This window comes from Pseudoalteromonas rubra (assembly GCF_005887095.1).
Classification (GTDB): domain Bacteria; phylum Pseudomonadota; class Gammaproteobacteria; order Enterobacterales; family Alteromonadaceae; genus Pseudoalteromonas; species Pseudoalteromonas rubra_E.
In genome coordinates, this window is sequence record NZ_PNCI01000010.1 from 56,429 (window position 1) to 81,147 (window position 24,719).

At 53.1% G+C, this 24,719-nt stretch carries 4 protein-coding genes (1 of these 4 cut by a window edge); all 4 read left to right on the forward strand.

The features are described 5' to 3' along the window. Tightly spaced (each overlapping or abutting the next), the 4 genes in view from CWB99_RS05395 to CWB99_RS05410 form a layout consistent with a single transcriptional unit that may run on beyond the window. Nucleotides 1-759, forward strand: partial view of a non-ribosomal peptide synthetase gene (locus CWB99_RS05395; protein ID WP_171045267.1) — the end only. It extends 12,252 nt beyond the left edge of the window; the window shows 759 of its 13,011 coding nt (coding positions 12,253-13,011); the start codon falls outside the window, past its left edge; its stop codon occupies nucleotides 757-759. After that, the gene (locus CWB99_RS05400; RefSeq protein ID WP_138550942.1) at nucleotides 759-4,283 is read left to right on the forward strand and encodes a non-ribosomal peptide synthetase; all 3,525 of its coding nucleotides are present in this window, start codon (nucleotides 759-761) and stop codon (nucleotides 4,281-4,283) included. Before CWB99_RS05395 ends, CWB99_RS05400 begins: the two co-directional genes overlap by 1 nt. Continuing rightward, nucleotides 4,283-14,290 (forward strand): non-ribosomal peptide synthetase, encoded by a 10,008-nt coding sequence (locus tag CWB99_RS05405; protein ID WP_138550943.1) that lies wholly within the window; start codon nucleotides 4,283-4,285, stop codon nucleotides 14,288-14,290. Before CWB99_RS05400 ends, CWB99_RS05405 begins: the two co-directional genes overlap by 1 nt. Further along, nucleotides 14,290-24,279: a non-ribosomal peptide synthetase gene (locus CWB99_RS05410; RefSeq protein ID WP_138550944.1), complete on the forward strand. Its 9,990-nt coding sequence runs from the start codon at nucleotides 14,290-14,292 to the stop codon at nucleotides 24,277-24,279. Before CWB99_RS05405 ends, CWB99_RS05410 begins: the two co-directional genes overlap by 1 nt. Nucleotides 24,280-24,719: the final 440 nt, after the last annotated feature.

The window sequence follows — 24,719 nt, forward strand, 5'->3', positions numbered from 1 at the left end:
GACAACCCTTACTATGAAGCGGCGGGAGTTAACAACAGCAAGCGCTTATATCGCACCGGCGATTTGGTCCGTTATCGCGAAGATGGTCGTATAGAATTTATTGGCCGGATAGATGATCAGGTCAAGATCCGGGGCTTCAGGATAGAGTTGGGTGAAATTGAACACCGGCTCAATAACCATCCTGAAGTGGTGACGTCTTTAGTGATGGCCCAGGAGCACACCGGTGGCGGACAATATTTGGTCGCGTATCTGCAACCTTGTATCACGCGTGATACAAAAGAGGAAACACAGCAGCAAGCCTGGTTGAGTGATGTTAAGAGTACGCTGGAAGGTGAGTTACCGGCACATATGATCCCGGGCCAGTTTGTGCTGATAAACGAATGGCCGCTGACACCAAACGGAAAAATAGACAAAAAAGCCCTGCCAGTGCCGCACGGTATGCTGGCAGGACAAGAGTACATTGCACCACAAAGCGACACAGAGCATGCTCTGGTGGCAATCTGGGCTGAGTTGCTTGGTCTGGACCGAGAGCAGATAAGTACCAGCGCTAACTTCTTCGAGTTAGGCGGCCATTCTCTGTATCTAATCAAGCTGGCTGGTGCGATCAAAACCCAGTTCGAAATCGAGCTGACATTACGGGAAATTTACGACGCTGCAGAATTAGCGGTCCTTTCACAGGTAATTGAGAGCAAGCAGGCCCAAAAATATCTCGAAGACAAAAAAGCCAATGAATCGGTAATGATGAGTGGAACACTATAATGATTGCACAATTAGTTAAATCGGCAGCAGACCAAGGCGTTTATCTGTATGTCAAAGAGGGCGCGTTACATTTTGACCTGACGGTGGCCGAGTTTCCGGCCGCACTCAAGCAGGACATCATAGCAAATAAGGCAGAAATCATCGCGTTTCTGTCTTATGCACAAAGCGCAGACAGCGAGTCGCAAGGGCCGCAACCCGGGCACTATCCGGATGGCTGCGTGCTCTCTTATACTCAGCAGCGCTTCTGGCTGCTGGAGCAAATGCAATCAGGTCAAAGTCAATACAATATGCCTGTTGCGCTGAATGTTGAAGGCGCACTGGAACTGACTTTGGTTGAAAAGGTGCTCAGCACTATCGTGGCACGTCATCAGATCCTGCGCACCGTTTATCGTGAGCAGGATAATGAAGTGCGTCAGCATGTGTTGCAAAACAGTGACGTTACTCTGAGCTTTGTCGATCTCAGTGACTGTGAAGGTGTGCAGCAGCAGGCGCAGTTGTCTCAGTGCCTGCTTGAAGAAGCACAACGCCCATTTGATCTGACCCAGCAGCTTTCAATCCGCGGTCAGTACCTCAAGCTTCAGGGAACTGGTCACTCTCAGCAAGGCGTGTTGTTGCTGACACTGCACCATATTGCTTCTGACGGCTGGTCTATGGATGTATTGATCAATGAGTTTGTGACCTTATATCGGGCCTATTCAGCTGAACAGGCTAACCCGTTACCTGAGCTGGCACTGCAATACGCCGACTTTGCCGTCTGGCAAAGAGATAAAATGCAGGGCGGCGAGTTTGAGAAACAGCTGACATTCTGGCAGCAGGCACTGGAAGATGCGCCGCTGACACACAATTTGCCTACCCAGCATCATCGCCCGGAAGTAAAGCAGACACAGGGGGCACACGTCACGGCCACGTTGCCTGCGTATGTAGCACAGCAGCTGGGCGAGATGGCCAGACAGGCTCAACTGAGCCCGTTTATGCTTATGCATGCCGTGCTGGGTGTGGTACTTAGCCGTCATAGCAACCAGTCAGATATTGTCATTGGCACGCCGGTGGCAAACCGCGTCGATGAGGCCCTGAGCCCGCTCATTGGCTGTTTCGTCAATACCCTGGCATTGCGCCTGAATACCTGTCACAGCACTTTGGCTGAATACTTTGCTCATGTTCGTCAGGTGCATATGAACGCCCAGGTTAATCAGGATGTGCCGTTCGAGCAGCTCATTGATGCCCTGAATCTACCACGCACTTCATCTTATACTCCTTTGGTGCAGATCATGCTGACCACCAATGATAAGTTTACTGACGGCAACGATGAGTCGGCCCTGATGGCGCTGCCAGACGTGAGCCTGTCTCCGCTTCAGGGCAGTCATCCGGCCATCAAATTCGATATGGAAATTGCGCTGAATATCAGCGATAAGCAAATCGAGACCACCTGGAACTATGATGTGGCATTGTTCGACGCTGAGTTTGTTGAGCAGCTTAGTGAACACTTTAGCAATGCCCTGATCGCATTGGCGGATATGAGCGCTCAGACTCGTCGCACCTTACCCTTGAATCGTCTGTCTATTTTGGGTGACAAGCTCGAATCCTATCTGATCGATGGTCTGAATAACAATGCTGCTGATTACCCTCTCGATCAGTGTATTCATCAGGTGTTCGAGCAGCAGGCGATGCAAACGCCTGAGCAGATCGCCGTTAAGTTTGGCAACAAGCAGCTGACCTATGGCGAGCTCAATGAGCGTGCCAACCAGTTGGCGCATTTCCTGATCCGGGAATATCAGGTCACCCCGGATACCTTTATCGGCTTATGTGTTGAGCGCTCGCTGGAAATGATCATTGGTACTCTGGCCATCCTCAAAGCCGGTGCAGCCTATGTGCCGTTAGACCCGGCCTATCCGCGCCAGCGTGTGACCTACATGATGGAAAACTCCGGCGTTAAAATTATTCTCTCTACACATTTTATTATTGAGCAGCTGGACTTAACCGATTATCACAGTATCTGCATTGATGGTCTGGGTAATGAGCAAGTGGTACAGACCTTTGTCGATTATGCTACCCACAACCCAAGTGAGTTGGTTGCGGGCCTGACTTCTTCAAACCTGGCCTATGCTATCTACACCTCGGGTTCGACTGGTAAGCCTAAGGGTGTGCTGCTTGAGCACAAAGGGATAGTCAATGTTGCATTCAACCACCGTCATTACCTGAAAGTAGACGAACAAAGCAAAGTACTGCACTTTGCTTCAATGAGCTTTGATGCCGGTACCTGGGAGTACGTGATGGCATTGCTCAGTGGTGCTACGTTGGTGATTGCCGACAGTGTTCAGCGTTTATCTCCGGAGAGCATAAGTCAGCTGCTGCACAGCGAAGCCATTACCCATGTGCTATTACCACCTGCTTTCCTGGCCATGATGGAGTTTCGTGACGATTTGGCGCTTAAAGCGCTGGCCGTCGGTGGTGAGGCCTGCGATCAGGAAGTGGTTGAGCAGTGGGGGGGCACCTACCGGATGGTCAATGCCTATGGCCCGACTGAGATCTCTATCTGTGCAACCTGGGCTGAATTGCGTCCCGGGCAGAAAGTCACTATAGGTAAGCCGCTGAAAAATACCAGTGCCTTTGTGCTGGACAGTAATCAGGCCTTGCTATCGCCGGGGGTAGTCGGTGAGCTGTACATCAGTGGTGTTGGTCTGGCGCGCGGCTATCACCAGCTACCTGAGCAAACCGCAGAGCGATTTATCCCGAATCCTTATTTCGATGGCCACAATAAATGTGTAACCGAAACCTTGTATAAAACAGGGGACCTGGTTCGTTATTTACCCGATGGCGAGCTGGAATATCTGGGTCGTATCGACCAGCAGGTGAAGATCCGCGGCTTCAGAATCGAAGTTAGTGAAATTGAAGGCTTGCTGAGCGAGTGCCCTGATGTCGATGCGGCCGTGGTGACTGTTGCGAGCAGTGCAACGGGTGCCAAACACTTAGTGGCGTATGTGCAGCTTAATAACCAAACCGCTGTTAAGACTGCCTCTGGCCATGAAAATATTAATGACAGTCAGGCTGCGATCCAGCGGATCAAAACAGAACTGGCAGACAGGCTCCCTGATTACATGGTACCCGGGATGTTTGTGCCAGTATCGCAGTGGCCTTTGACCAGTAATGGCAAGATTGATAAACGGGCGCTGCCAGAGCCGGACCTGGCCGCCGTTGAAGGTGAATATATTGCGCCTGAAACACACAGCGAACAACGCCTGGTTGCCATCTGGGCGCAATTACTGCATTTGCAGGAAAGTGAAATAAGCACCTCGGCCAACTTTTTTGCGCTGGGTGGTCACTCCCTGCTGGTTAGTAAGCTGGTCAGAGCTATCACCTCGGACCCGGAATTACAGCTACAACAGATAGACATGCAGGACATTTTTACGGCGCAGTCGCTGGCCCAGCTGGCCCAGCACATCGACCTGCTGCGAATGCAACAGCTCAATGCACAGGCGGCAGACAGTATCTGCGATCAGGATTTAGTTGAGGATGGTGAGATTTAATGAATGTACATCAGGCTTTCGAGTTAGCGATATCACAGGGCGTTCATCTGTATGTCGAGCAGGGCAAACTCAAGTTTAAAGCAGCAAAAGGCAGTATGACTGATGAGCTGAGAAGCGCACTCAAGGAAAACAAAACTCAGCTTATTGAGCTGTTGAGTCAGCAAGCAGTAAAAGCAAATGCGTTAACCCAGTCCGAAGGCGCGATCCCCGCTCTGGGATTAACGCAAAGCGTGTTGTCTTTCTCACAGCAGCGCTTATGGTTTTTAGAGCAACTGCGAGGGCCATCGGCCGAGTACAATATTCCCCTTGCACTGGATGTGCAGGGTTGTGTGGATTTAGCGGCCGTAGAAGATGCATTCAACGACATAATGGCGCGCCATAGTATTTTGCGCTCCGGTTACTATGACTCTGAGGATGGACCTGGGCAGACTATCCGTGATGATGTGGCGCTTAATATTCGCTGTATCGACCTGTGTGACAGTGACGATCTGGCGGCAGACGTGGCTGCACACATTGAGCGCGATACCCTGACACCATTTGATTTGACGGCTGATGTGTTGTTCAGAGTGACCTATTTGTGTACGCATAAACACAGTGATGACACACAACAGGGCGTGTTACTGCTTAATATGCATCACATAGTGTCAGATGGCTGGTCTATGGAAATACTGACCAGTGAGTTTGTTCAGGCCTATCAGGCAAGAGTCACCGGGCAGGTTGCGAACCTGGCACCATTGCCATTGCAATATAACGATTATGCGCACTGGCAGCGTGAGCACCTGACTAAAGAAGCGCTCGCTGAGCAGCTGTCATACTGGCAGCAAAGTTTAGCCGATGCACCTGCGGTACACGGGATCATGCCAGATTTTGAACGGCCAGCCACTAAGCAGCTGCATGGCGCACTGATACGCAGTGAACTGGGAGCCGCTGATGCACAAGCGCTGCAAAACCTGGCCCGCCAGCATCAGCTAACGCCCTTTATGCTGATCCACAGCGCGCTGGCTTATGTGCTGTCACGTCATAGCAACAGCCATGACATTGTAATTGGTACACCCATCGCCAACCGCGGTCACGCAGAGTTAGAAGGCCTGATTGGCTATTTCGCCAACACACTAGTGTTGCGAGTCAATACCGAGCAGCCCAGCATTACCGACTATTTTTCCCATGTAAAATCCGTACACCTGGGCGCTCAGGCCAATCAGGATGTGCCCTTTGAGCAGCTGGTCGAAAAGCTCAACCTTCCCCGCAGCGGCGCCCATGCGCCGCTGTTTCAGATCATGCTGACCACCAATTCTGATTATGGCGTCAGAGATCAGCAACTGGCACTGGATGGTTTGCACATCTCACAACGCCCTGCCAGCAGTGTGACGACTAAGTTTGATTTGGAAATCGAAGTTGCACTAAACGAGCAGGGCGTGGCGATAGAAATCACCTATGATACCGCCTTGTATCGTGCACAACGTGTCAGCGCTATTGCTAACCACTTAAACACCGTACTTGCGCAACTGGCAGCATTGACCCCAGCTGAGTTATTAGCCAAGCCTAATACGTTGAAACTACTGTCCGACACTGAGTGTCAGCAGCAACTGGTTGACTGGAACAATACGGCGCTGGATTACTCACGCGAGCGCTGTGTGCACGAACTGTTTGAACAGCAAGCCAAAGCTACACCGGATGCTATTGCCCTGCGCTTTGACGGGCGCACCATGAGTTATGACACGCTCAATACCAAAGCAAATCAGCTGGCGCATTATCTGCGCACTGAGCATGCGATTGGCCCGGACGCGTTGGTTGGCTTGTGCACCGAGCGCTCATTTGAGATGGTGATTGGCATCTGGGGAATATTGAAGGCCGGTGGGGCTTATGTGCCGTTGGATCCTGAATTGCCATCAGGTCGGCTGAATTATTTAATTGAAGATGCCTGCGCCAATGTGGTGTTGAGTACACAAAGGGTGATTGAACAGGTGTCACTGGGCGATGCAGCAGTGATCTCACTGGATAGTTTCGATTTCGATGCTTTTGCGAGCGGCAATATCCCGGTTGGAGACGTCGGCCTGACAGCCAATCATCTTGCTTATGCCATTTATACTTCGGGTTCGACGGGTAAACCCAAGGGCGTGTTGCTGGAACATCAGGCGCTGCATAACCGCATCGACTGGATGGACAACGAATACGGGTGTGAGCCGCAGGATAAAATCTTACAAAAAACGCCTTACAGTTTTGATGTCTCGGTATGGGAGTTTGTCTGGCCTATGCTCAAAGGGGCCGAGCTGGTGATTGCCAAACCCGGCGGTCACAAAGACCCCGCTTATCTGAGCGAGCTGATTGAGAAAACGGGTGTAACTAAACTGCACTTTGTGCCCTCGATGCTGGGTGTGATGCTGGAGCATGGCGACTTGGCCAGGTGCGGCACTATCAAGCAGGTGTTCTGTAGTGGTGAGGCCCTGCAGGTAAGCCATGTAGAGCAGTTTAAATCACGACTGCCCGAGGCGCAGTTGCATAACCTCTATGGTCCGACGGAAGCGGCCATCGATGTCAGCTACTGGGATTGTACTTTGCCCCATGGCAGCAGCATTCCTATCGGTAAGCCCATCCAGAATATTCAGCTATATATACTTGATGACGCGCTTAATTTGTTGCCACAAGGCGCCTGCGGTGAATTACACATTGGCGGTGAGGGTTTAGCAAGGGGCTATCATAACCGCCCTGAGCTGACCGAAGAGCGCTTTATCGCCAATCCGTTTTATCCACAAAGCGCCAGCAAACGCCTGTATAAAACCGGCGACCTGGTGCGTTTTCGTGACGACGGCAACATTGAATATATGGGGCGGCTGGATCATCAGGTCAAGATCCGGGGGCAGCGCATCGAGTTGGGTGAAATCGAATACCACATTGGTGAGCACGCACAGGTCGATTCAGCCCTGGTCCTGGCAATGAATGATGATAAAGGTAATCAGAGACTGGTTGCCTACGTTAAGCCGTCCAATGAATTAATGGAAGGCACACAGCAGGCGCTGATTGCCTCTGTACAGGAACAGCTGGGTGAGTCGCTGGCCGATTATATGATCCCGGCAAATTTCGTATTGTTAAACGAGTGGCCACAAACGCCCAACGGTAAAATTGATCGTAAAGCGCTGCCGGTGCCGCAAAGTCTCGGGTATGAAGTGGCATATGTGGCCCCAGTCACTGAGCAGGAAAAGGTGTTGGCCGAGTTATGTGCTGAGCTGTTATCCCTTGAGCTTGCCGAAGTCAGCATGGCCGCTAACTTCTTTGAGTTAGGCGGGCATTCACTGATGGTGATGGAGCTGGTCAGCCGGTTGAAAAAGCAAGGCTGGATTACCTCGGTACAGGCGCTGTTTAATGCCAGGGTGTTGGGCGAAATGGCCAAAACCATCACGGATGGCTCACAGCATAGCAATCCTGAACTGCCAAAAAATGGTATCCCGGCGCAATGCGCGCGGATCACCCCAGACATGATAACGCTGGCCTCGGTGACACAGAGCGAGTTGGATTCGCTGTCACAGCGCGTTCCCGGCGGGGCAGCTAACATCGCGGATATCTATCCGCTGGCTCCTTTGCAGGAGAGTATTTTCCTGGTTCATAGTGCGACGGAAAAAACCGACCCTTATGTGACCACCATCACGCTGGAGTTTGGCTGCAAGGATGAAATTGACCAGTTTGTCACACGCTTCAATCAGATCATTGCACGCTATGATGTGCTGCGTACACTGGTTGCGTGGCGCGAGCGTCAAGCCCCTTTACAGCTGGTATTACGCCATTGTGAATTGCTGCCAACCTGGTTGTCGTTCTCTGGTCAACAAGATGCCCGACAAAAACTCGATGCTTACGTTGCACAGGGCACACACCGAATGGATCTGGAGCTGGCGCCTTTGGTGCAACTGGAGCTGGCCCACGACCCCGTCACAGATAAATACTGTGGCGTGCTCAAAGAGCACCACATTTTGCTCGACCATATCTCAGTTGAAATGATCATGACTGAGCTGGCAATGGATGAGCAAGCTTTTGCACAGCTGCCTGATGCCTTGCCTTATCGACAGTTTATCGCCCAGACGCTACACAATGCCGAGCAACTGGATAGTCGCAAATACTTTACCGATCAGCTGGGTGATATTGAGACGCCATGCCATCCGTTTGGACTGGACAGTACCCGTGCTGATGATTTGCACTGCAATGAATTACACCGTGAACTGAGTCAGCAACAATCTCAACAGATCCGCACCCAGATGCAACAGCGCGGTATGAGCCCGGCGGCATTTTTCCATCTGGCCTGGGCCATGGTGGTATCGGCCTGTAGTCAGAGCCGGGATGTGGTATTTGGTACAGTATTATCAGGCCGCATGAGCGCTCAGCAGGGCATAGAACAGATGATGGGCATGATGATCAATACCCTGCCTCTGCGTGTTAATCTGGCAGACAAACCGGCAGCAGCGCTGTTACAGCAGGTCGATAAGTCTCTGCTCGGGTTAATGCCTTACGAGCAGGCATCGCTGACTGAAGCGCAGGCATGCAGCGGTGTCAGCACACAAACACCGTTATTCAGCGCCATTTTCAATTATCGTCACTCCCGTCTGGCTGAAGCGTCAGCGCAAGGCGGCGCGCAGGCCACAGCCGCCAGAGAGCGCACTAACTATCCATTTAACTTATGTGTTGATGACTGGGGTGAGGGTTTTTCTTTTAACCTGCAGGTTGAGCGCTCTGTCGATATAAACGCAGTAGGTGAGTATGTGATGTGTGCCATCGATCAGTTGCTGCGTGCATTGCATGACGAGTCTGACACTCCGGTGGCAAAGCTCAGTGTTCTGAACCAGGCGCAACAAGATGCCCTGATGCAGGCGAATGTCGGCGAAGTGGTAAGTATAGATAGTGTAAGCAGCATTCAGGCTCGGTTTGAGCGCCAGGTGGCCAGAGTTGGCGAGCGCACCGCACTGGTATATCAGCAAGAGTCGCTGACTTATCGCGAATTGAATGCACGAGCCAATGCACTGGCACACTATCTGATTGATGCACACGACATCTGCCCGGATACCCTGGTAGGCTTGTGTGTGGGTCGCGGCGTTAACATGATTGTGGGCATACTGGCGATACTTAAAGCCGGTGGCGCGTATGTGCCGCTTGACCCAAATTATCCGCAGGAGCGTCTCGATTTTATCTGCCAGGATGCGAGCGTGGCACTGGTACTGAGTGAAGATCAGGTGGCTGATGGGTTAGCGATACAAAACACGCCTGTTGTCGACCTTAATCAGCTGACACTAAGCGGTTACAGCACCGACAATGTGCAGCTGACAGCGCATACATCAGACAATCTGGCCTATGTCATTTACACCTCAGGCTCCACGGGCAAACCAAAAGGGGTGTTGCAAACCCACCGTAATGTGAGCCGCCTGTTTGATGTGACTCAGCCCGATTTTAACTTCAGTGAAGACGATTGCTGGTGTGTGTTCCACTCTTTTGCCTTCGATTTCAGTGTCTGGGAGATCTGGGGCGCCTTGTTGTTTGGCGGCAAACTGCTGATGCCGAGCCTGGATGAAGTCAAAGACAGTCAGTTGTTCGTTGAACTGTGTCAGCGCAACGCTCTGACTATTCTTAACCAGACACCGAGTGCCTTTAAACAACTCACCGAATATCTGGTTACGGCCCGGCAGGCGCTGCCCTCATTGCGTAGCATCGTATTTGGTGGGGAAGGGCTTACGCCAAGTCACGTTACCCAGTGGTGGATGCATTTTGCACAGCAGCCAACTGAGCTGATTAACATGTATGGGATCACAGAAACCACAGTACATGTGACCTATAAACGCATTGAGCCAGGTGCGCAAATCAATATCGGCAGACCGCTGCGCGATCAGCATATTGTATTGCTGGACGACGCGTTAAAGCTGGTACCTAAAGGCTGTGCGGGCGAAATTTATGTCGGCGGGGCTGGCCTGGCACTGGGCTACCTGAACCGCGAAGCACTCAGTGCAGAACGTTTTATTGACAACCCATTCGACAGGGAGCGCTATCCCTGGCTTGGGGAGCGTTTGTATCGTGCTGGCGACCTGGCCCGTTATGACGAAAATGGCGAGTTACATTATCTGGGTCGTCAGGATGACCAGGTTAAAATTCGCGGTCACCGTATTGAACTGGGCGAAGTTGAAAACCGTATCGCCGGGCTGGCTTTGGTTGACTCAGCTCTGGTGCTGGCTTTGCCCGCTATGGATGGCACGCTACAACTGGTTGCCTATGTCAAAAGGGCGCAGGACAGTGCTGATGAGCACTGGCTGAGCAATTTAAAAGAGGCGCTTGGCGAGCAGTTACCGGCATACATGCTACCGGGCGCTATCGTCACTGTGCAGCAGTGGCCGCTGACCGCCAATGGCAAGGTCGACAGGCGTGCCTTGCCTCCGCCAGATAGTGGACTGGCTCGGCAAGCGTATGTTGCTCCGCGTAATGATGCCGAGTACACCCTGGTTGGGATCTGGGCCGAGTTGCTCAAGCTTGAGCACGGTCAGGTTAGCGTCGAGGCGAATTTCTTTGAACTGGGTGGACATTCCTTACTGCTGATGAAGTTGCTTGCGGGGATCCGCGAGCAGCTCAACTGCGAGCTGAGCGTGAAGGATATCTTTGCTGCCACCACCATTGCGCAGCAAGCGCTGCGGGTCGCGCAGCAGGCTGATACTGAGGTGTTGCCTGCCATTGTTGCGCAACCTCGTGAGGCAAATGCCCACCTGCCGTTATCGTTTGCTCAGCAGCGTCTGTGGTTTATCGATAAACTCAATGGCAGTAGCGCCGAGTACAATATGCCGGTGGCGTTTGATGTTGATGGCGTATTAGACCTGGATGCGGCAGAAGCCGCGTTAAATCGCCTGATTGCCCGACATGAAGCGTTACGTACCGTGTATCTGGAGCAGGATGCCGAGCCTGTCCAGCTGATCCGCAGTGAGGCGCAGTTGACGCTGACCCTGCATGACTTAAGCGACCTGAATGAGCACACCAAAGCAGACCGCCTCAGTCAGTTGCTCAAAGAGGATGCGTTAACACCATTTAAGCTGAACAGTGACCTGATGCTGCGTGCTCAGTATATTCTGCTGAACTATGCCGATCAGGGCGAGGCGCAGCGTGGTGTGCTGGCGTTTAATATGCACCATATTGCCTCGGATGGTTGGTCAGTTGAGCTGATGTCGAACGAGTTTATGGCGCTGTACGAAGCAGCCACTCAGGGCACTGTGGCTGCCTTATCGCCTTTAGCTATCCAGTATGCCGATTATGCCTTGTGGCAACGCGACTGGCTGAGTCAGGCACAAGGGGGAGCAAAAGCGCTGGAAACACAACTCAATTACTGGCGTGAGACACTGGCCGATGCGCCGGCGGTGCATGGTCTGCAACTGGATAAAGCACGGCCGGAAGAAAAAGCATTCAATGCCAATGGCTTCACCAGTTTATTGCCAGGCTCGTTGAGTCAGGGCCTCAAAGTGTTTGCAGAAGCAGCCCGGATCACACCATTTATGCTGGTACATAGTGCACTGGCCTATGTGTTGTCGCGGCACAGTAATCAGCAGGATATTGTGATTGGCACGCCGGTGGCGAATCGTGCCCAGCCAGAAGTGGCCGGTCTTATCGGATACTTTGCCAATACCCTGGTACTGCGTGTGAACACCCAGCATTCTAGCCTGGGTGACTATCTTGCTCATGTGAAAGACGCCCATATCGGTGCGCAATCGCATCAGGATGTGCCGTTTGAGCAGCTGGTTGATGCCTTACAGATCCCGCGTTCAACGGCTTACAGTCCGGTGTTCCAGGTTATGCTGACAACCAACTCTGAATTTGCCCTGGCAGAACAACCAGGGCAGGGACTGGCAGGTCTGACGTTTACCCCAAGGCTGCCACAGGCCTGTTCGACCAAGTTTGATATTGAAATTAATATCGATCTGGATGAGGCAGGACTGACCGTCAACTGGTTGTATGATTGTGCTCTGTTCACAGAGCAACACATAGCAGCGCTGGATAAACATCTGCAAGGTGTGCTCAGATATCTGGCGCGGCTTACTCAGGCACAGCTAGCCAATCCGCTGGATACGCTCCCGCTGCTATCTGAGCAGGAACGTTATGAGCAGCTTCAGCAATGGAATGATACGGCGCGGGAATATGATCACACGCTGTGTGTCCACGAATTGTTTGAACAACAGGTTGCAAGGTTGCCCAATCAGACAGCCCTGCGTTTTGGCGCTCAGTCCATGAGTTATCGTGAACTCAATACCAGAGCGAACCAGCTTGCAGATTATCTGCGCTGTGAACACGGCGTTGGACCAGACACTCTGGTGGGGCTGTGTGTTGAACGCTCATTTGAAATGGTCATTGGGATCTGGGGCATTTTGAAAGCCGGCGGAGCTTATGTGCCGCTGGATCCAGAGTTACCCAGCGCCAGGCTGAACTACCTGGTTGCCGATGCCAATGCCCGTGTAGTGCTCAGTACGCAAGAGGTCGCCGCACGTGTCATGCTGGGCGAGGCCTGCGTTATTGAGCTTGATGGCTTTAATTATCACGCCTACAGCGATGCCAATATTGCATCGAATGACATTGGTCTGAGCGCCCGAAATCTGGCCTATACCATTTACACCTCAGGCTCTACGGGTATGCCAAAAGGTGTGCTGCTTGAGCATCAGGCGCTGCATAACCGCATCGACTGGATGGATAAGGAATACGGCTGCGGACCTGACGACAAAATATTGCAGAAAACGCCGTACAGCTTTGATGTGTCGGTATGGGAGTTTGTCTGGCCGATGCTCAAAGGTGCTGAGCTGGTGATTGCCAAGCCGGGCGGCCACAAAGACCCGGGCTACCTGAGCGACCTGATTGTAGAGACGGGCATCACCAAATTGCACTTTGTGCCGTCTATGCTGGGCGTCATGCTGGAGCATGGTGACCTGGGCCGCTGTACGTCAATCCAGCAGGTCTTCTGTAGTGGTGAAGCCTTGCAGATCAGCCATGTTGAGCAGTTCCAAAGCGTGCTGCCAGCGGCGCAGCTTCATAACCTCTATGGTCCAACTGAAGCGGCCATTGACGTCAGCTATTGGGATTGCGCACAACCACATGGCAGTAGTGTACCCATTGGTCAGCCAATCCAGAATATCCAGCTATACATCCTTGATGAGGCGTTGAACCTGTTGCCACAAGGCGCCTGCGGCGAGTTACACATAGGCGGTGATGGTCTGGCACGCGGGTATCACAATCGCGCTGATCTGACTGAAGAACGCTTTATCGCCAACCCGTTTTACGATGACAGCCAGGCAGGCAGCAGTCAGCGCCTGTATAAAACCGGCGATCTGGTTCGTTACCGTGCTGATGGCATCATTGAATACATGGGGCGTATTGACCATCAGGTGAAGATCCGCGGGTTGCGCATTGAGCTTGGTGAGATTGAGTATCACATCGGCGAGCACTGCGAAGTGGACTCTGCTCTGGTGATGGCTTTGGATGACCAACAGGGTAATCAGCACCTGGTCGCCTATGTTAAACCGCACTCGCTGGGTACAGACGATACACAGCAAGCACTTATTGACTCTGTCAAAGCAAAACTGAGTGAGTCTCTTGCTGAGTATATGATCCCGGCCAGCTTTGTGCTGCTGGAAGAATGGCCACAAACGCCCAACGGCAAAATTGATCGTAAAGCCTTGCCAGCTCCGGAGCACGCCGGGCTCGGTGGTGAATACGTTGCGCCTGACAGCGACACCGAGCGGACCCTGGTGACTATCTGGTCGCAGGTACTTGGCTTGGATGAAGCGCACATCAGCACGCAGGCGAGTTTCTTCTCACTGGGTGGTCAGTCTCTGCTGGTCGTCAAACTGATGAAAGAGATAGAGGCCAAGTTTGACTGCGCGCTGACCATCAAACAGTTATTTAAGTACACCTCGGTGGCTGAGCAAGCCGGGCAGATTGACGAACTGCTGGCCGCTAAAGCATTAAAAGCTAAGTTAGAACAATCAGATAATGTAGAAAGGATTGTGTTTTAATGAAACCGCAACAGTTAGTTAGTCTGCTTCAGGACAAGTTGATTTTGGTGAGTGTCTCTGACGGGTCGCTCGTAGTCGAAGCTGAAAAGGGCGCAGTCACCGCAGAGATAGCGCAGCTGATCAGAGAGAATAAAACACAATTGCTGGCTTATTTGAGTGACAGCGAAGCACAACCTAAGCGCCAGGCCGTTACGCCGCGTACTGAACAATATCAGACCTTAGCACCGTTGTCGTTTTCACAGCGCCGCTTATGGTTTATCGACCAGCTGCAACAGGGCTCGGCACAATATAATATGCCAGCCCTGATGACGGTTACCGGAGAGCTGGATCTGGCGGTGGCCGAGCGTGCCTGTCAGGCCATTATCCGCCGTCATGAAATACTGCGCACAGTGGTGGTTGATGGTGAAAACGGCGCCCGGCAGCATATTCGTGACGAGGTGACGTTTGCTATCGCCCACAGCGATTTGACCACATTGGAAGCAAGTGCCCGTTCGACGCAGCTTGACACCCTGATTGATGAGGAACTGAATACCCCGTTTGATTTGACTCAGGATGTGATGATGCGGGCCCGTTATATTTTGCTGGCTCATCCCGATACTGCTCAGCAAGAAGGGGTGTTGCTGTTCAATATGCATCATATAGCCTCCGATGGCTGGTCGATTGAACTACTCAGCCAGGAGTTTCTGACTTTATATCGCGCCTTTGCCCAGAATGCAGCCAATCCATTACCTGAGCTGACTATCCAGTACGCAGACTATGCGCTGTGGCAGCAAACCTGGTTACAGGAAAATGTACTGGAAACTCAGCTGGCATACTGGCATGAAACCCTGGCCGGTGCCCCGTCTGTACACAGTCTGCCCCTAAAACAGCCTCGTCCGGAAGAAAAGCAAAGTGCTGCGGGGTGTCAGAGCTTCAGTCTGGACAGCACACTTAGTCAGCAGCTGAGTGCTGTTGCGCAGCGCCACCAAATGTCGCCCTTTATGCTGGTGCACAGTGCGTTGAGTTGGGTGCTGGCGCAGCACAGCAATCAGCAGGATATCCTGATTGGTACGCCGGTTGCCAACCGAATGCAAAGTGAGCTGGAGCCGCTGATCGGTTTTTTCGTCAATAACCTGGTGCTCAGAACTCAGACCAGGCATGCCACACTGGGAGACTATTTCGCCCATGTACGCGATGTGCATCGCAATGCGCAGGCCAATCAGGATGTACCGTTTGAGCAACTGGTAGAGCGCTTAAATGTAGAGCGCAGCCTGTCGTACGATCCGCTGTTTCAGATCATGTTGTCCATGGACAGCGAGTTTGGTGTCAGCGCTCAGGCCGATGCTGGACTGGACGGACTGCGCTTTGCGCAATATGAGCGCGAGATAGTGTCGCTGAAGTACGACATAGATATCGATATTACGCCACAGGATGAAGGCTACACACTGCGCTGGACCTATGATCTGGCACTGTTTGAAGACCATTATATTGAAACCCTGAATCGTCACCTTATCCGCGCACTGCAACTGTTCAGCGACCGAGCTGCCAGCACTGCACTTGCTCAGTTGACCCTGATGGATAAGCAGGAGCAACAGGCACATCTTGCACAACTGTGTGGGCCGGGCGTGCCCCTGCCGTCTACTCCGGTACATCAGCTGATAGAAACACGCGCCGCACAAAGCAACGCGCGTATTGCCGTCAAAAGCCATGAGGGCACACTGAATTATCAGCAATTGAACGAACGCGCCAACCAGCTGGCCCATTATTTACGCGCCGAGCATCAGGTCGGCCCGGATACCCTGGTTGGCCTGTGTATCGGCCGCTCGCTGGAGATGATGGTGGCCGTGCTGGCTATCTTAAAAGCAGGTGGAGCCTATGTGCCGCTGGACCCGGATTACCCGCAGGAGCGTCTGGCGTATATGGTTGAAGACACCGGCCTGTCTGTGGTGCTGACCCAGCAAAAAGTGGCTGCCATGCTGAGCGATTTTAACGTCACACCAGTGCTGCTGGATGATGCCAGCCAGTTCGCAGGCTACCCAATCAGCAACCCAGATGTGGCCCTGACCCCAGATAATCTGGCCTATGTGATGTACACCTCGGGCTCAACAGGTAATCCCAAGGGCGTGATGATAAGTCATCACAATCTCATCAACTTTGCCGCTAACTGCGAGCAGCGCTATGAAATCACCGAAGCGGACAACGTGTTGCAATTCTCTACTATGAACTTCGATATTTTTGTCGAAGAGTGGCTGGCGACTTTGACTCAGGGTGCCACTTTGGTGCTGCGCGACGAGGATGTGTCGCTGAGCCGCGAGGCCTTTATCGCCTTCTGCGACAGCCATGCCATCAGCGTGGCCAGCTTACCCACGGCGTTCTGGCATATGCTGGCGCTGAGCGAAGCAGAGCTTGAGTCTCTGGCATTGCGACTGGTGATTGTCGGCGGTGAAGCGCTGGATAAACAATCGGTGGCCGCGCTTAAACCAGGCTTTGTGCTGCTTAATACCTATGGTCCGACGGAGACCACGGTCACCGCATCGGGCTATGCCATCAGCGGTGGCTACGATGAGCCCCGCGCGGTGCCCATCGGCCGCGCCAACGTCAATACTGCGACTTTGGTGCTCAGTGAGCAGCTGACCTTATGCCCGCCGGGCGTAGTGGGTGAGCTGTATGTCAGTGGTCAGTGTCTGGCCAGCGGCTATCTGCATCAACCGGCACTGACCGCCGAGCGCTTCATTGATAACCCGTATTGTGACCCGGCTAATCCTGCACTCAGCGCCCGTTTATACAAAACCGGCGACCTGGTGCGCATGGGCGCAGACGGCGAAATTGAGTTTGTCGGGCGCAGCGACGATCAGGTCAAGATCCGTGGTTTCCGGGTCGAACTGGGTGAGATAGAAACCCAGCTGATGAGCCAAGAGCAGGTCGAGTCGGCGGTGGTACTGGCCGAATCAGGCGCTCTTGATGGTACGAACAGAGGCGGCAAGATGCTGCGCGCTTTTGTGAAGGCACAGAGTGAGCAGGACAACGACTTAATTGACGCACTGCAACAGCACCTGAGCGGCAACCTGCCGGATTACATGGTGCCCTCGGCCTACAGTTTTGTGGACCAGTGGCCGCTGACCGCCAACGGCAAGCTGGACAAGCGAGCGTTGCTGGCCCTGCCGACTAAAACGGTGGAGCAGCCTTATCAGGCACCGCACACCAATGCCGAAAAAATGGTGGTCGACATCGTCGCGTCGCTGTTGTCGCTGGACGTCGATAAGGTGGGTGTCCATGCTAATTTCTTCGCGCTGGGGGGCCACTCCTTACTGATTATGCAGCTGGTCAGTCAGCTGCGCGCACGTCAGTATCAGGCGGACGTGCAGGCCCTGTTCAGGGCACACACGCTACAGGACATGGCACGCCAGGTTCGGGCACTTGGGAATGAGGAACTAAGTGGTGTGCCCGCCAATTTAATTCCGGCGGACTGTGCTCACATCACCCCGGAGATGGTGACGCTCGCTGAGCTGGATGCGCAGCAACTCGACGATATTGCGGCAACCATTCCTGGTGGCATGACCAATATTCAGGACATCTACCCGCTGGCACCGCTGCAAGAAGGCGTGCTGTTTGTACACACCATGAGTGAAGGGCAGGACCCGTATGTTACCAGCACCACCTTTGAGTTCGACAGCCGCGAGTCGCTCGAGCGCTTTAAATGGGCGCTGACTACCCTCATTGCCCGCCACGATGTACTGCGCACCGCCATCCTGTGGCGCAACCGCACCACCGCACTTCAGGTGGTACAGCGTGAGGTAGCGCTGCCAGTGACTGAGCTGGGCTTCAGCGAGGCAAACGATGTTTGGGCCGCGTTCAGTGCGCATGTGGCTGAGCAGCCGCTGTGGATTGAGCTGGAAAACGCGCCGCTTTTACAACTGAGCGTGTGCGAAGACGCCGCGCAGGGCAAGTATTATGCGCTGTTGTGTGAGCATCACCTGATCTCAGATCACGTGTCGCTGGAAATTCTGGTCCATGAATTAACGGCGCTGCTGAATGGCAATGAAGCGAGCCTGGCAGAGCCGGTGCCCTATCGGGAATTTGTTGGCCGCACTCTGGCGCGCACCGCGAGTCTGGGTACCGAAGCCTTCTTTACCCAGATGCTGGGTGATGTCAGCGAACCCACTCTGCCTTATGGCCTGACCGATGTACTGAATGACGGCTCGGGCATTGAGACCGTACATGTCACCCTGGATGACGCGCAGGCGCAGCGTATTCGCCGTCTGACCCGCCAGTATCACAGTAGTCCGGCGGCGCTGTTTCATCTGGTGTGGGCCAAAGTGCTGGGCGTGTGCAGCGGTCAGTCTGAGGTGGTGTTCGGCACCGTGTTATCGGGTCGTATGAGCGACGATGGCCTGAGCAGTCAGCTGATGGGCATGATGATCAACACCCTGCCGCTGCGGGTGTCTCTGAGCGAACAAGATGCGATGAGCCTGCTGGCACAAATTAATGACGACCTGCGTGCACTGATGCCGTACGAGCAGGTGTCACTGGCCGAGGCGCAGCGCTGTAGTGGCGTGAGTGGTCAGCTGCCCCTGTTCAGCGCGATGCTGAACTATCGCCACTCGGCAACAGAGGAGTCACAGCTGGAACAAGATGCCGGGTTTAAAGTGATTGCCAGTGAAGAGCGCACCAACTATCCGTTTAACCTCTCAGTGGATGACTTCGGCGATGGCTTTGGCTTTGAGCTTCAGGTCGATAAACGTGCCCCGGCGGCGCGCATAGCCGAGTACCTGCAAGTGACCCTGACCCAGGTGCTGGATTTACTGGACAGCCAGAGCAGCACAGTTGTGCAGAGTCTGTGTGTGTTGGACGAAGCCGAGCGTCAGCAGCAGCTGCACAGCTGGAATGACACGGCGCTGAATTATCCCCGCGAGCTGTGTATCCACGAGCTGTTTGAGCAGCAGGCAGCGGCCACGCCGGAGCAGGTTGCCCTGCGCTTTGGTGAGCAGACTCTGAGTTATGGTGAACTCAATGCCAGAGCCAACCAGCTGGCCCATTATCTGCGTGCAGAGCACAACGTCGGACCGGACTCGTTAGTGGGTTTATGTGTTGAGCGCTCGCTGGAAATGGTCATCGGCATTTGGGGTATTCTCAAAGCCGGCGGGGCTTATGTGCCGCTGGACCCCGAGCTGCCACCAGCGCGTCTGAGCTATCTGGTGGAGGATGCTAATGCCACGGTAGTGCTGAGCATCACTGAGATTGCGGGGCGAGTCAGTCTTGGCGAAGCCAGTATTACCCGACTGGATGAGTTCGATTATAACGCATATCCGGATACTAATATTGCGGTGAGCGACATAGATCTGGGTGCGCACAACCTGGCCTATACCATTTACACTTCGGGCTCCACCGGGCTACCTAAAGGCGTACTGGTCGAGCATCAGGCGCTGCATAACCGCATCGACTGGATGGACAACGAATACGGCTGCGGGCCGGACGACCGAATTCTGCAGAAGACCCCTTACAGTTTTGATGTCTCCGTGTGGGAATTCGTCTGGCCTATGCTCAAAGGCGCAGAGCTGGTGATTGCAAAACCGGGTGGTCATAAAGAGCCGGAATACCTCAGTGAGCTGATAGTCGCGACCGGGATCACCAAATTACACTTTGTCCCCTCTATGCTGGGGGTGATGCTGGAGCATGGCGACCTGGCTCGTTGTACGTCCATTAATCAGGTGTTCTGTAGTGGTGAAGCGCTGCAAATAAGTCATGTTGAACAATTCAGAGCCTGTTTGCCAAAAGCACAACTGCATAATCTGTATGGTCCGACGGAAGCGGCTATCGATGTCAGCTACTGGGATTGCAGTCAGCCACACGGCAGCAGCGTGCCGATTGGTAAACCCATTCAGAACATTCAGCTGGTGATCCTGGATGAAGCCCTCAACTTGCTGCCACAAGGAGCCTGCGGTGAGTTGCATATTGGCGGCGAAGGCCTGGCGCGAGGTTATCATAACCGTCCTGAGCTGACGGCGGAACGCTTTATTGATAACCCGTTTAAAGATGAGTTACCAAGCGGACGACTTTATAAAACCGGCGACTTGGTACGTTTTCGAGATGACGGCAGCATAGAATATATGGGTCGGATGGACCATCAGGTGAAAATTCGCGGCCTGCGCATTGAGCTGGGTGAGATTGAATATCACATTGGTGAGCACAGTGAAATAGATTCGGCACTGGTAATGGCCTTGTCAGATCCGCAGGGCAACCAGCGTCTGGTGGCTTACGTTAAACCGTGTACCGAGCAACCGGATACGGCAAAGCAGGCATTGATTGAATCGATTGTCACCGAGCTGAGTCAGTCACTGGCCGAGTACATGGTACCAAACAGTTTTGTGCTGATTGATGATTGGCCACAAACACCAAATGGCAAAATTGACCGCAAGGCATTGCCTACACCGGAGCAGGCTGATTTAAACGGCGACTATGTGCCGCCACAGAGCGACACTGAGTGCACGCTTGCGGCAATCTGGGCTGATGTCCTTAACCTGCCCGTTGAGCAAATCAGTCGTGATGCGAATTTCTTCGCACTGGGTGGCCATTCTTTGTTGGTGATGCAGCTGCTGACCCGGGTGAAACAGCTAGGCTATCAATGCCAGGCACAGGCCCTGTTTAAGGCCAGCAGTCTGAGTGCGATGGCCGCGCATCTCGACGTACAGCCACAGGTTGAGTTTGAATTTAATGTGCCGCAAAACCGTATTCCGGCAAGAGCAGACGCCATCTCACCTGAGATGTTGCCCCTGATTGAGCTAACACAGAACAGTATTGATGCCATCATTACCCAAGTGCCTGGTGGTGCAGCGAATGTGCAGGATATGTACCCGCTGGCGCCGTTGCAAGAAGGGGTGCTGTTTGTCCACACCATGAATCAGCAGCACGACCCGTATGTCAGTACTATGGCGTTTGAGCTCGATGGCGAACAACCGCTGGCTCAGCTCATCGATGAGCTGAACTTTGTGATTCAGCGTCATGATGTGCTGCGTACCGCCATCTTCTGGCGCGGCCGCGAGCAGGCTGTGCAGGTGGTATTGCGTGAAGCCGAGCTGCCCGTGACTTTGCTGTCACTTGAGCCGGGAAAGGTGAAAGCACAATTTGAAGAGTATGTGGCAAATGCACCTCATGGCTTTGACCTTGAATCTGCGCCGCTGATCCAGTTAATGGTTTCGCCGCAGGATCAACAGGGTAAAGTCTACGCACTACTGAAGTTTCACCACCTGATCACTGACCATGTATCACTGGAAATACTGCTGGCAGAACTCAGTGCCCAGAACAAGGCTGATTTGCCCGCTCCTTTGCCTTATCGTGAGTTTATTGCCCGCTCCATGGCACAAAGCGCTAAGCTGAATACCGCTGAGTTTTTCTCTGCGCAGCTTGGTGGTATCGATACACCAACTCTGCCATTTGATTTGGCTCAGGTGACCGGAAATGGAAACGCGGTGGTGGAGTGCAGTACTGAACTAAGCCCGGCGTTATCACAACAGATCCGCGCTTTGTCCAGACGTCTGCAATGCAGTCCGGCAGCGCTGTTTCACCTGGCCTGGGCACAGGTGTTGAGCGCCAGTACGGGCCGCGATGAGGTGGTATTTGGTACTGTGATGTCGGGGCGGATGAACGCTATGCCAGGCATTGAGCGTATGATGGGAATGCTGATCAATACCTTACCGCTAAAAGTTAAGCTGGGTCAGCAATCGGTACAGACGGCGCTCCATGAAGTCAACGAGGCGCTCCAGTCGTTACTGCCTTATGAACAAGTCTCGCTGGCCGAAGCGCAAAGTCACAGCGCCATCAGTGGTAACACACCTTTATTCAGTGCCATTCTCAATTATCGCCACACCGAGCCGTCCCAGCCGACCCCTGAGGGAAGCGCCACTCTATTGAGTACCCGAGAGAGAACCAACTATCCGTTTGATTTGTCTGTCAATGATCTGGGCGAGCAGGCCAGTTTTACGCTGGATTTCCAGATTGATCAAAGTATTGAGGCAACCCGGATTGCAGCGTCAATGGATACCGCGCTGAAAGCACTGGTCGAGGCTTTAGAAAGCAACAGTACACAGCCTGTTGCCACGCTGGCCGTGTTACCGGCATCCGAGCAAGCGCAGCAAAGTGCATGGCAAAGTAGCGCGGCAAACTATCCGCGAACTGCGTGTATTCATACGTTATTTGAGCAACAAGCTGCGGCAAATCCACAGCAAGTTGCCGTGCAGTTCAATGAACAGGTCCTCAGCTATGGTGAGTTAAATGCGCAAGCCAACCAGCTGGCCAGGTATCTGCGTGACGAATACCAGATAGGCGCAGGGTCCTTAGTTGGACTGTGTCTGGGTCGCTCCCTTGATTTACTGGTGGCAACCCTGGCTATTTTAAAAGCGGGTGGGGCGTACGTACCGCTGGACCCGAGTTATCCTGAATCACGTCTGGCGTATATGCTTGAAGATACCCAACTGTCAGTTGTGTTGACTGGCAAAGCAGAGCACGATGTGCTGGCGTTTAGCCCGGCTGCTAAGGTTACACTGGATGAGAATAACGCACTCTGGGCTGATCAGAGTACCGAAAACCTGGATTATCCTGAAGGTTTAACGGCGCAGTCACTGGCCTATGTTATTTATACGTCGGGCTCCACCGGTACGCCCAAAGGGGTTATGACCCCGCACCGGGCAGTCAATCGCCTGGTGTGTGACCCTAACTTTATGACGCTCAATTCAGAGACGGCCTTTTTACAAAGCGCCAATATTGCTTTTGATGCGGCAACTCTGGAAATTTGGGGGCCATTGCTCAACGGTGGGCGCTGCGTGCTCTACCCTGAAGCCTACCTCTCACTGGCTGGGATCAACAAAGTGTTGGCAACTCGGGGAATTACCGCCATGTGGTTAACCTCCGGGTTGTTCACCGAATGGAGCAAGGCTTGTGCTGAACTCAGTACCGGGCCACTGGCGCTACAGTATGTGCTGGCTGGCGGAGATGTGCTCAACCCGCAGGCGGTGAAGGCTGTGCAGGCAGCACTACCGAATGTGACAGTGATTAACGGCTACGGCCCGACCGAAAACACCACCTTTACCTGCTGCTATCCGGTACCGACAGAGCGTGATATCAGTGCCGGTGTGCCCATCGGGCGAGGCGTTCAGGGCGATCAAATTTTGATCCTGAGTCCGCAGGGACGCAAAGTGTCTAATTCGGTGGTTGGTGAGTTATGTGTGGGCGGAGATGGCCTGGCGCTTGGCTACCTCAACCAGCCTGAGCTGAGTAAAGCACGGTTTATCGATAACCCGTATGCGGCCGAGCCGGGCCAGCCTGCGCACTTATATCTGACTGGCGATTTGGTGCGCTTTAACGCTGAGGGGCTGATTGAGTATGTCGGACGGGTTGATGATCAAATCAAGATCCGTGGCTTTCGGGTGGAACTGGGCGAGATCGAAAACGCCCTGAATGCAGATGAGCGGGTCGCGCAATCTCTGGTGACGGTTAACAAAGAAAAAGGCGTAATTGTGGCCTATGTTGAGCCCGTTTCTGAGGCGCATCGAGACACGTTAACCGCGCAATTAATAGCACGTATATCAGCAAGTCTGCCCCCCTATATGGTGCCCTCAGCCTGGCAGCTGGTAGACACCTGGCCACTTACCGCGAACGGCAAAATTGACAAAAAGGCATTACCTGAAGTCGAGCTGACAGCTCTGACCGCTGAGTACGTTGCACCGCAAAACGAACTGGAGCAACAGCTGGTCGGGATTGTGGCGCGTTTGTTGGGCGTGGATGCGGGTGATATCAGTATGTCAGCCAACTTCTTTGACCTTGGGGGACACTCCCTATTGATGATGCGCCTGTTGAGTGAGGTAAACACACACTGGCAGATTGAGTTGAGCGTAGGGGATGTCTTCGAATGTCAGTACCTGGGTCAGGTGGCGGAGCTGATTCATAGTGAAGTTGCCTTACTATCGGCCTTTGATGACAGCGACATTGATGAAGACGAAGAAGTCCTTGAGATCTGAGCCCATAAAAGCAACTCGATAACACATTTTCGGGTTGCTTTTATTTTTTACATTATTGTGAATTTTTTATGTTTTAAGCTGCGGTTAACTTGCCAGCCCTATCCTGATCCAGGCGTATAGAATATGCCTGTGTCACGCCTTTGTCATATTTTAAATTTATCTTTCGATTGGCTTTTAGTTGCTGATTAAAATGTGGTTTTTGTGGTTTTTCCATAAGTCGGTTGAAGTATGTGACAGTGCTGTCATTTAGCTTACAAAATTAAACAATTGTGCACACTTGTCAACCTTGGAGAAGGTAATGGATATGTTAATATTTGCGCGTGAACTGCATGGTTAGATACAGATAGATGACACCGTCGGGTACCGCTCTGGGTGAGTACCGGATGACACTTATGATTTGTTTCAGGCCCAGTGAAGCCTGGCAGAATGACTTTTTATTA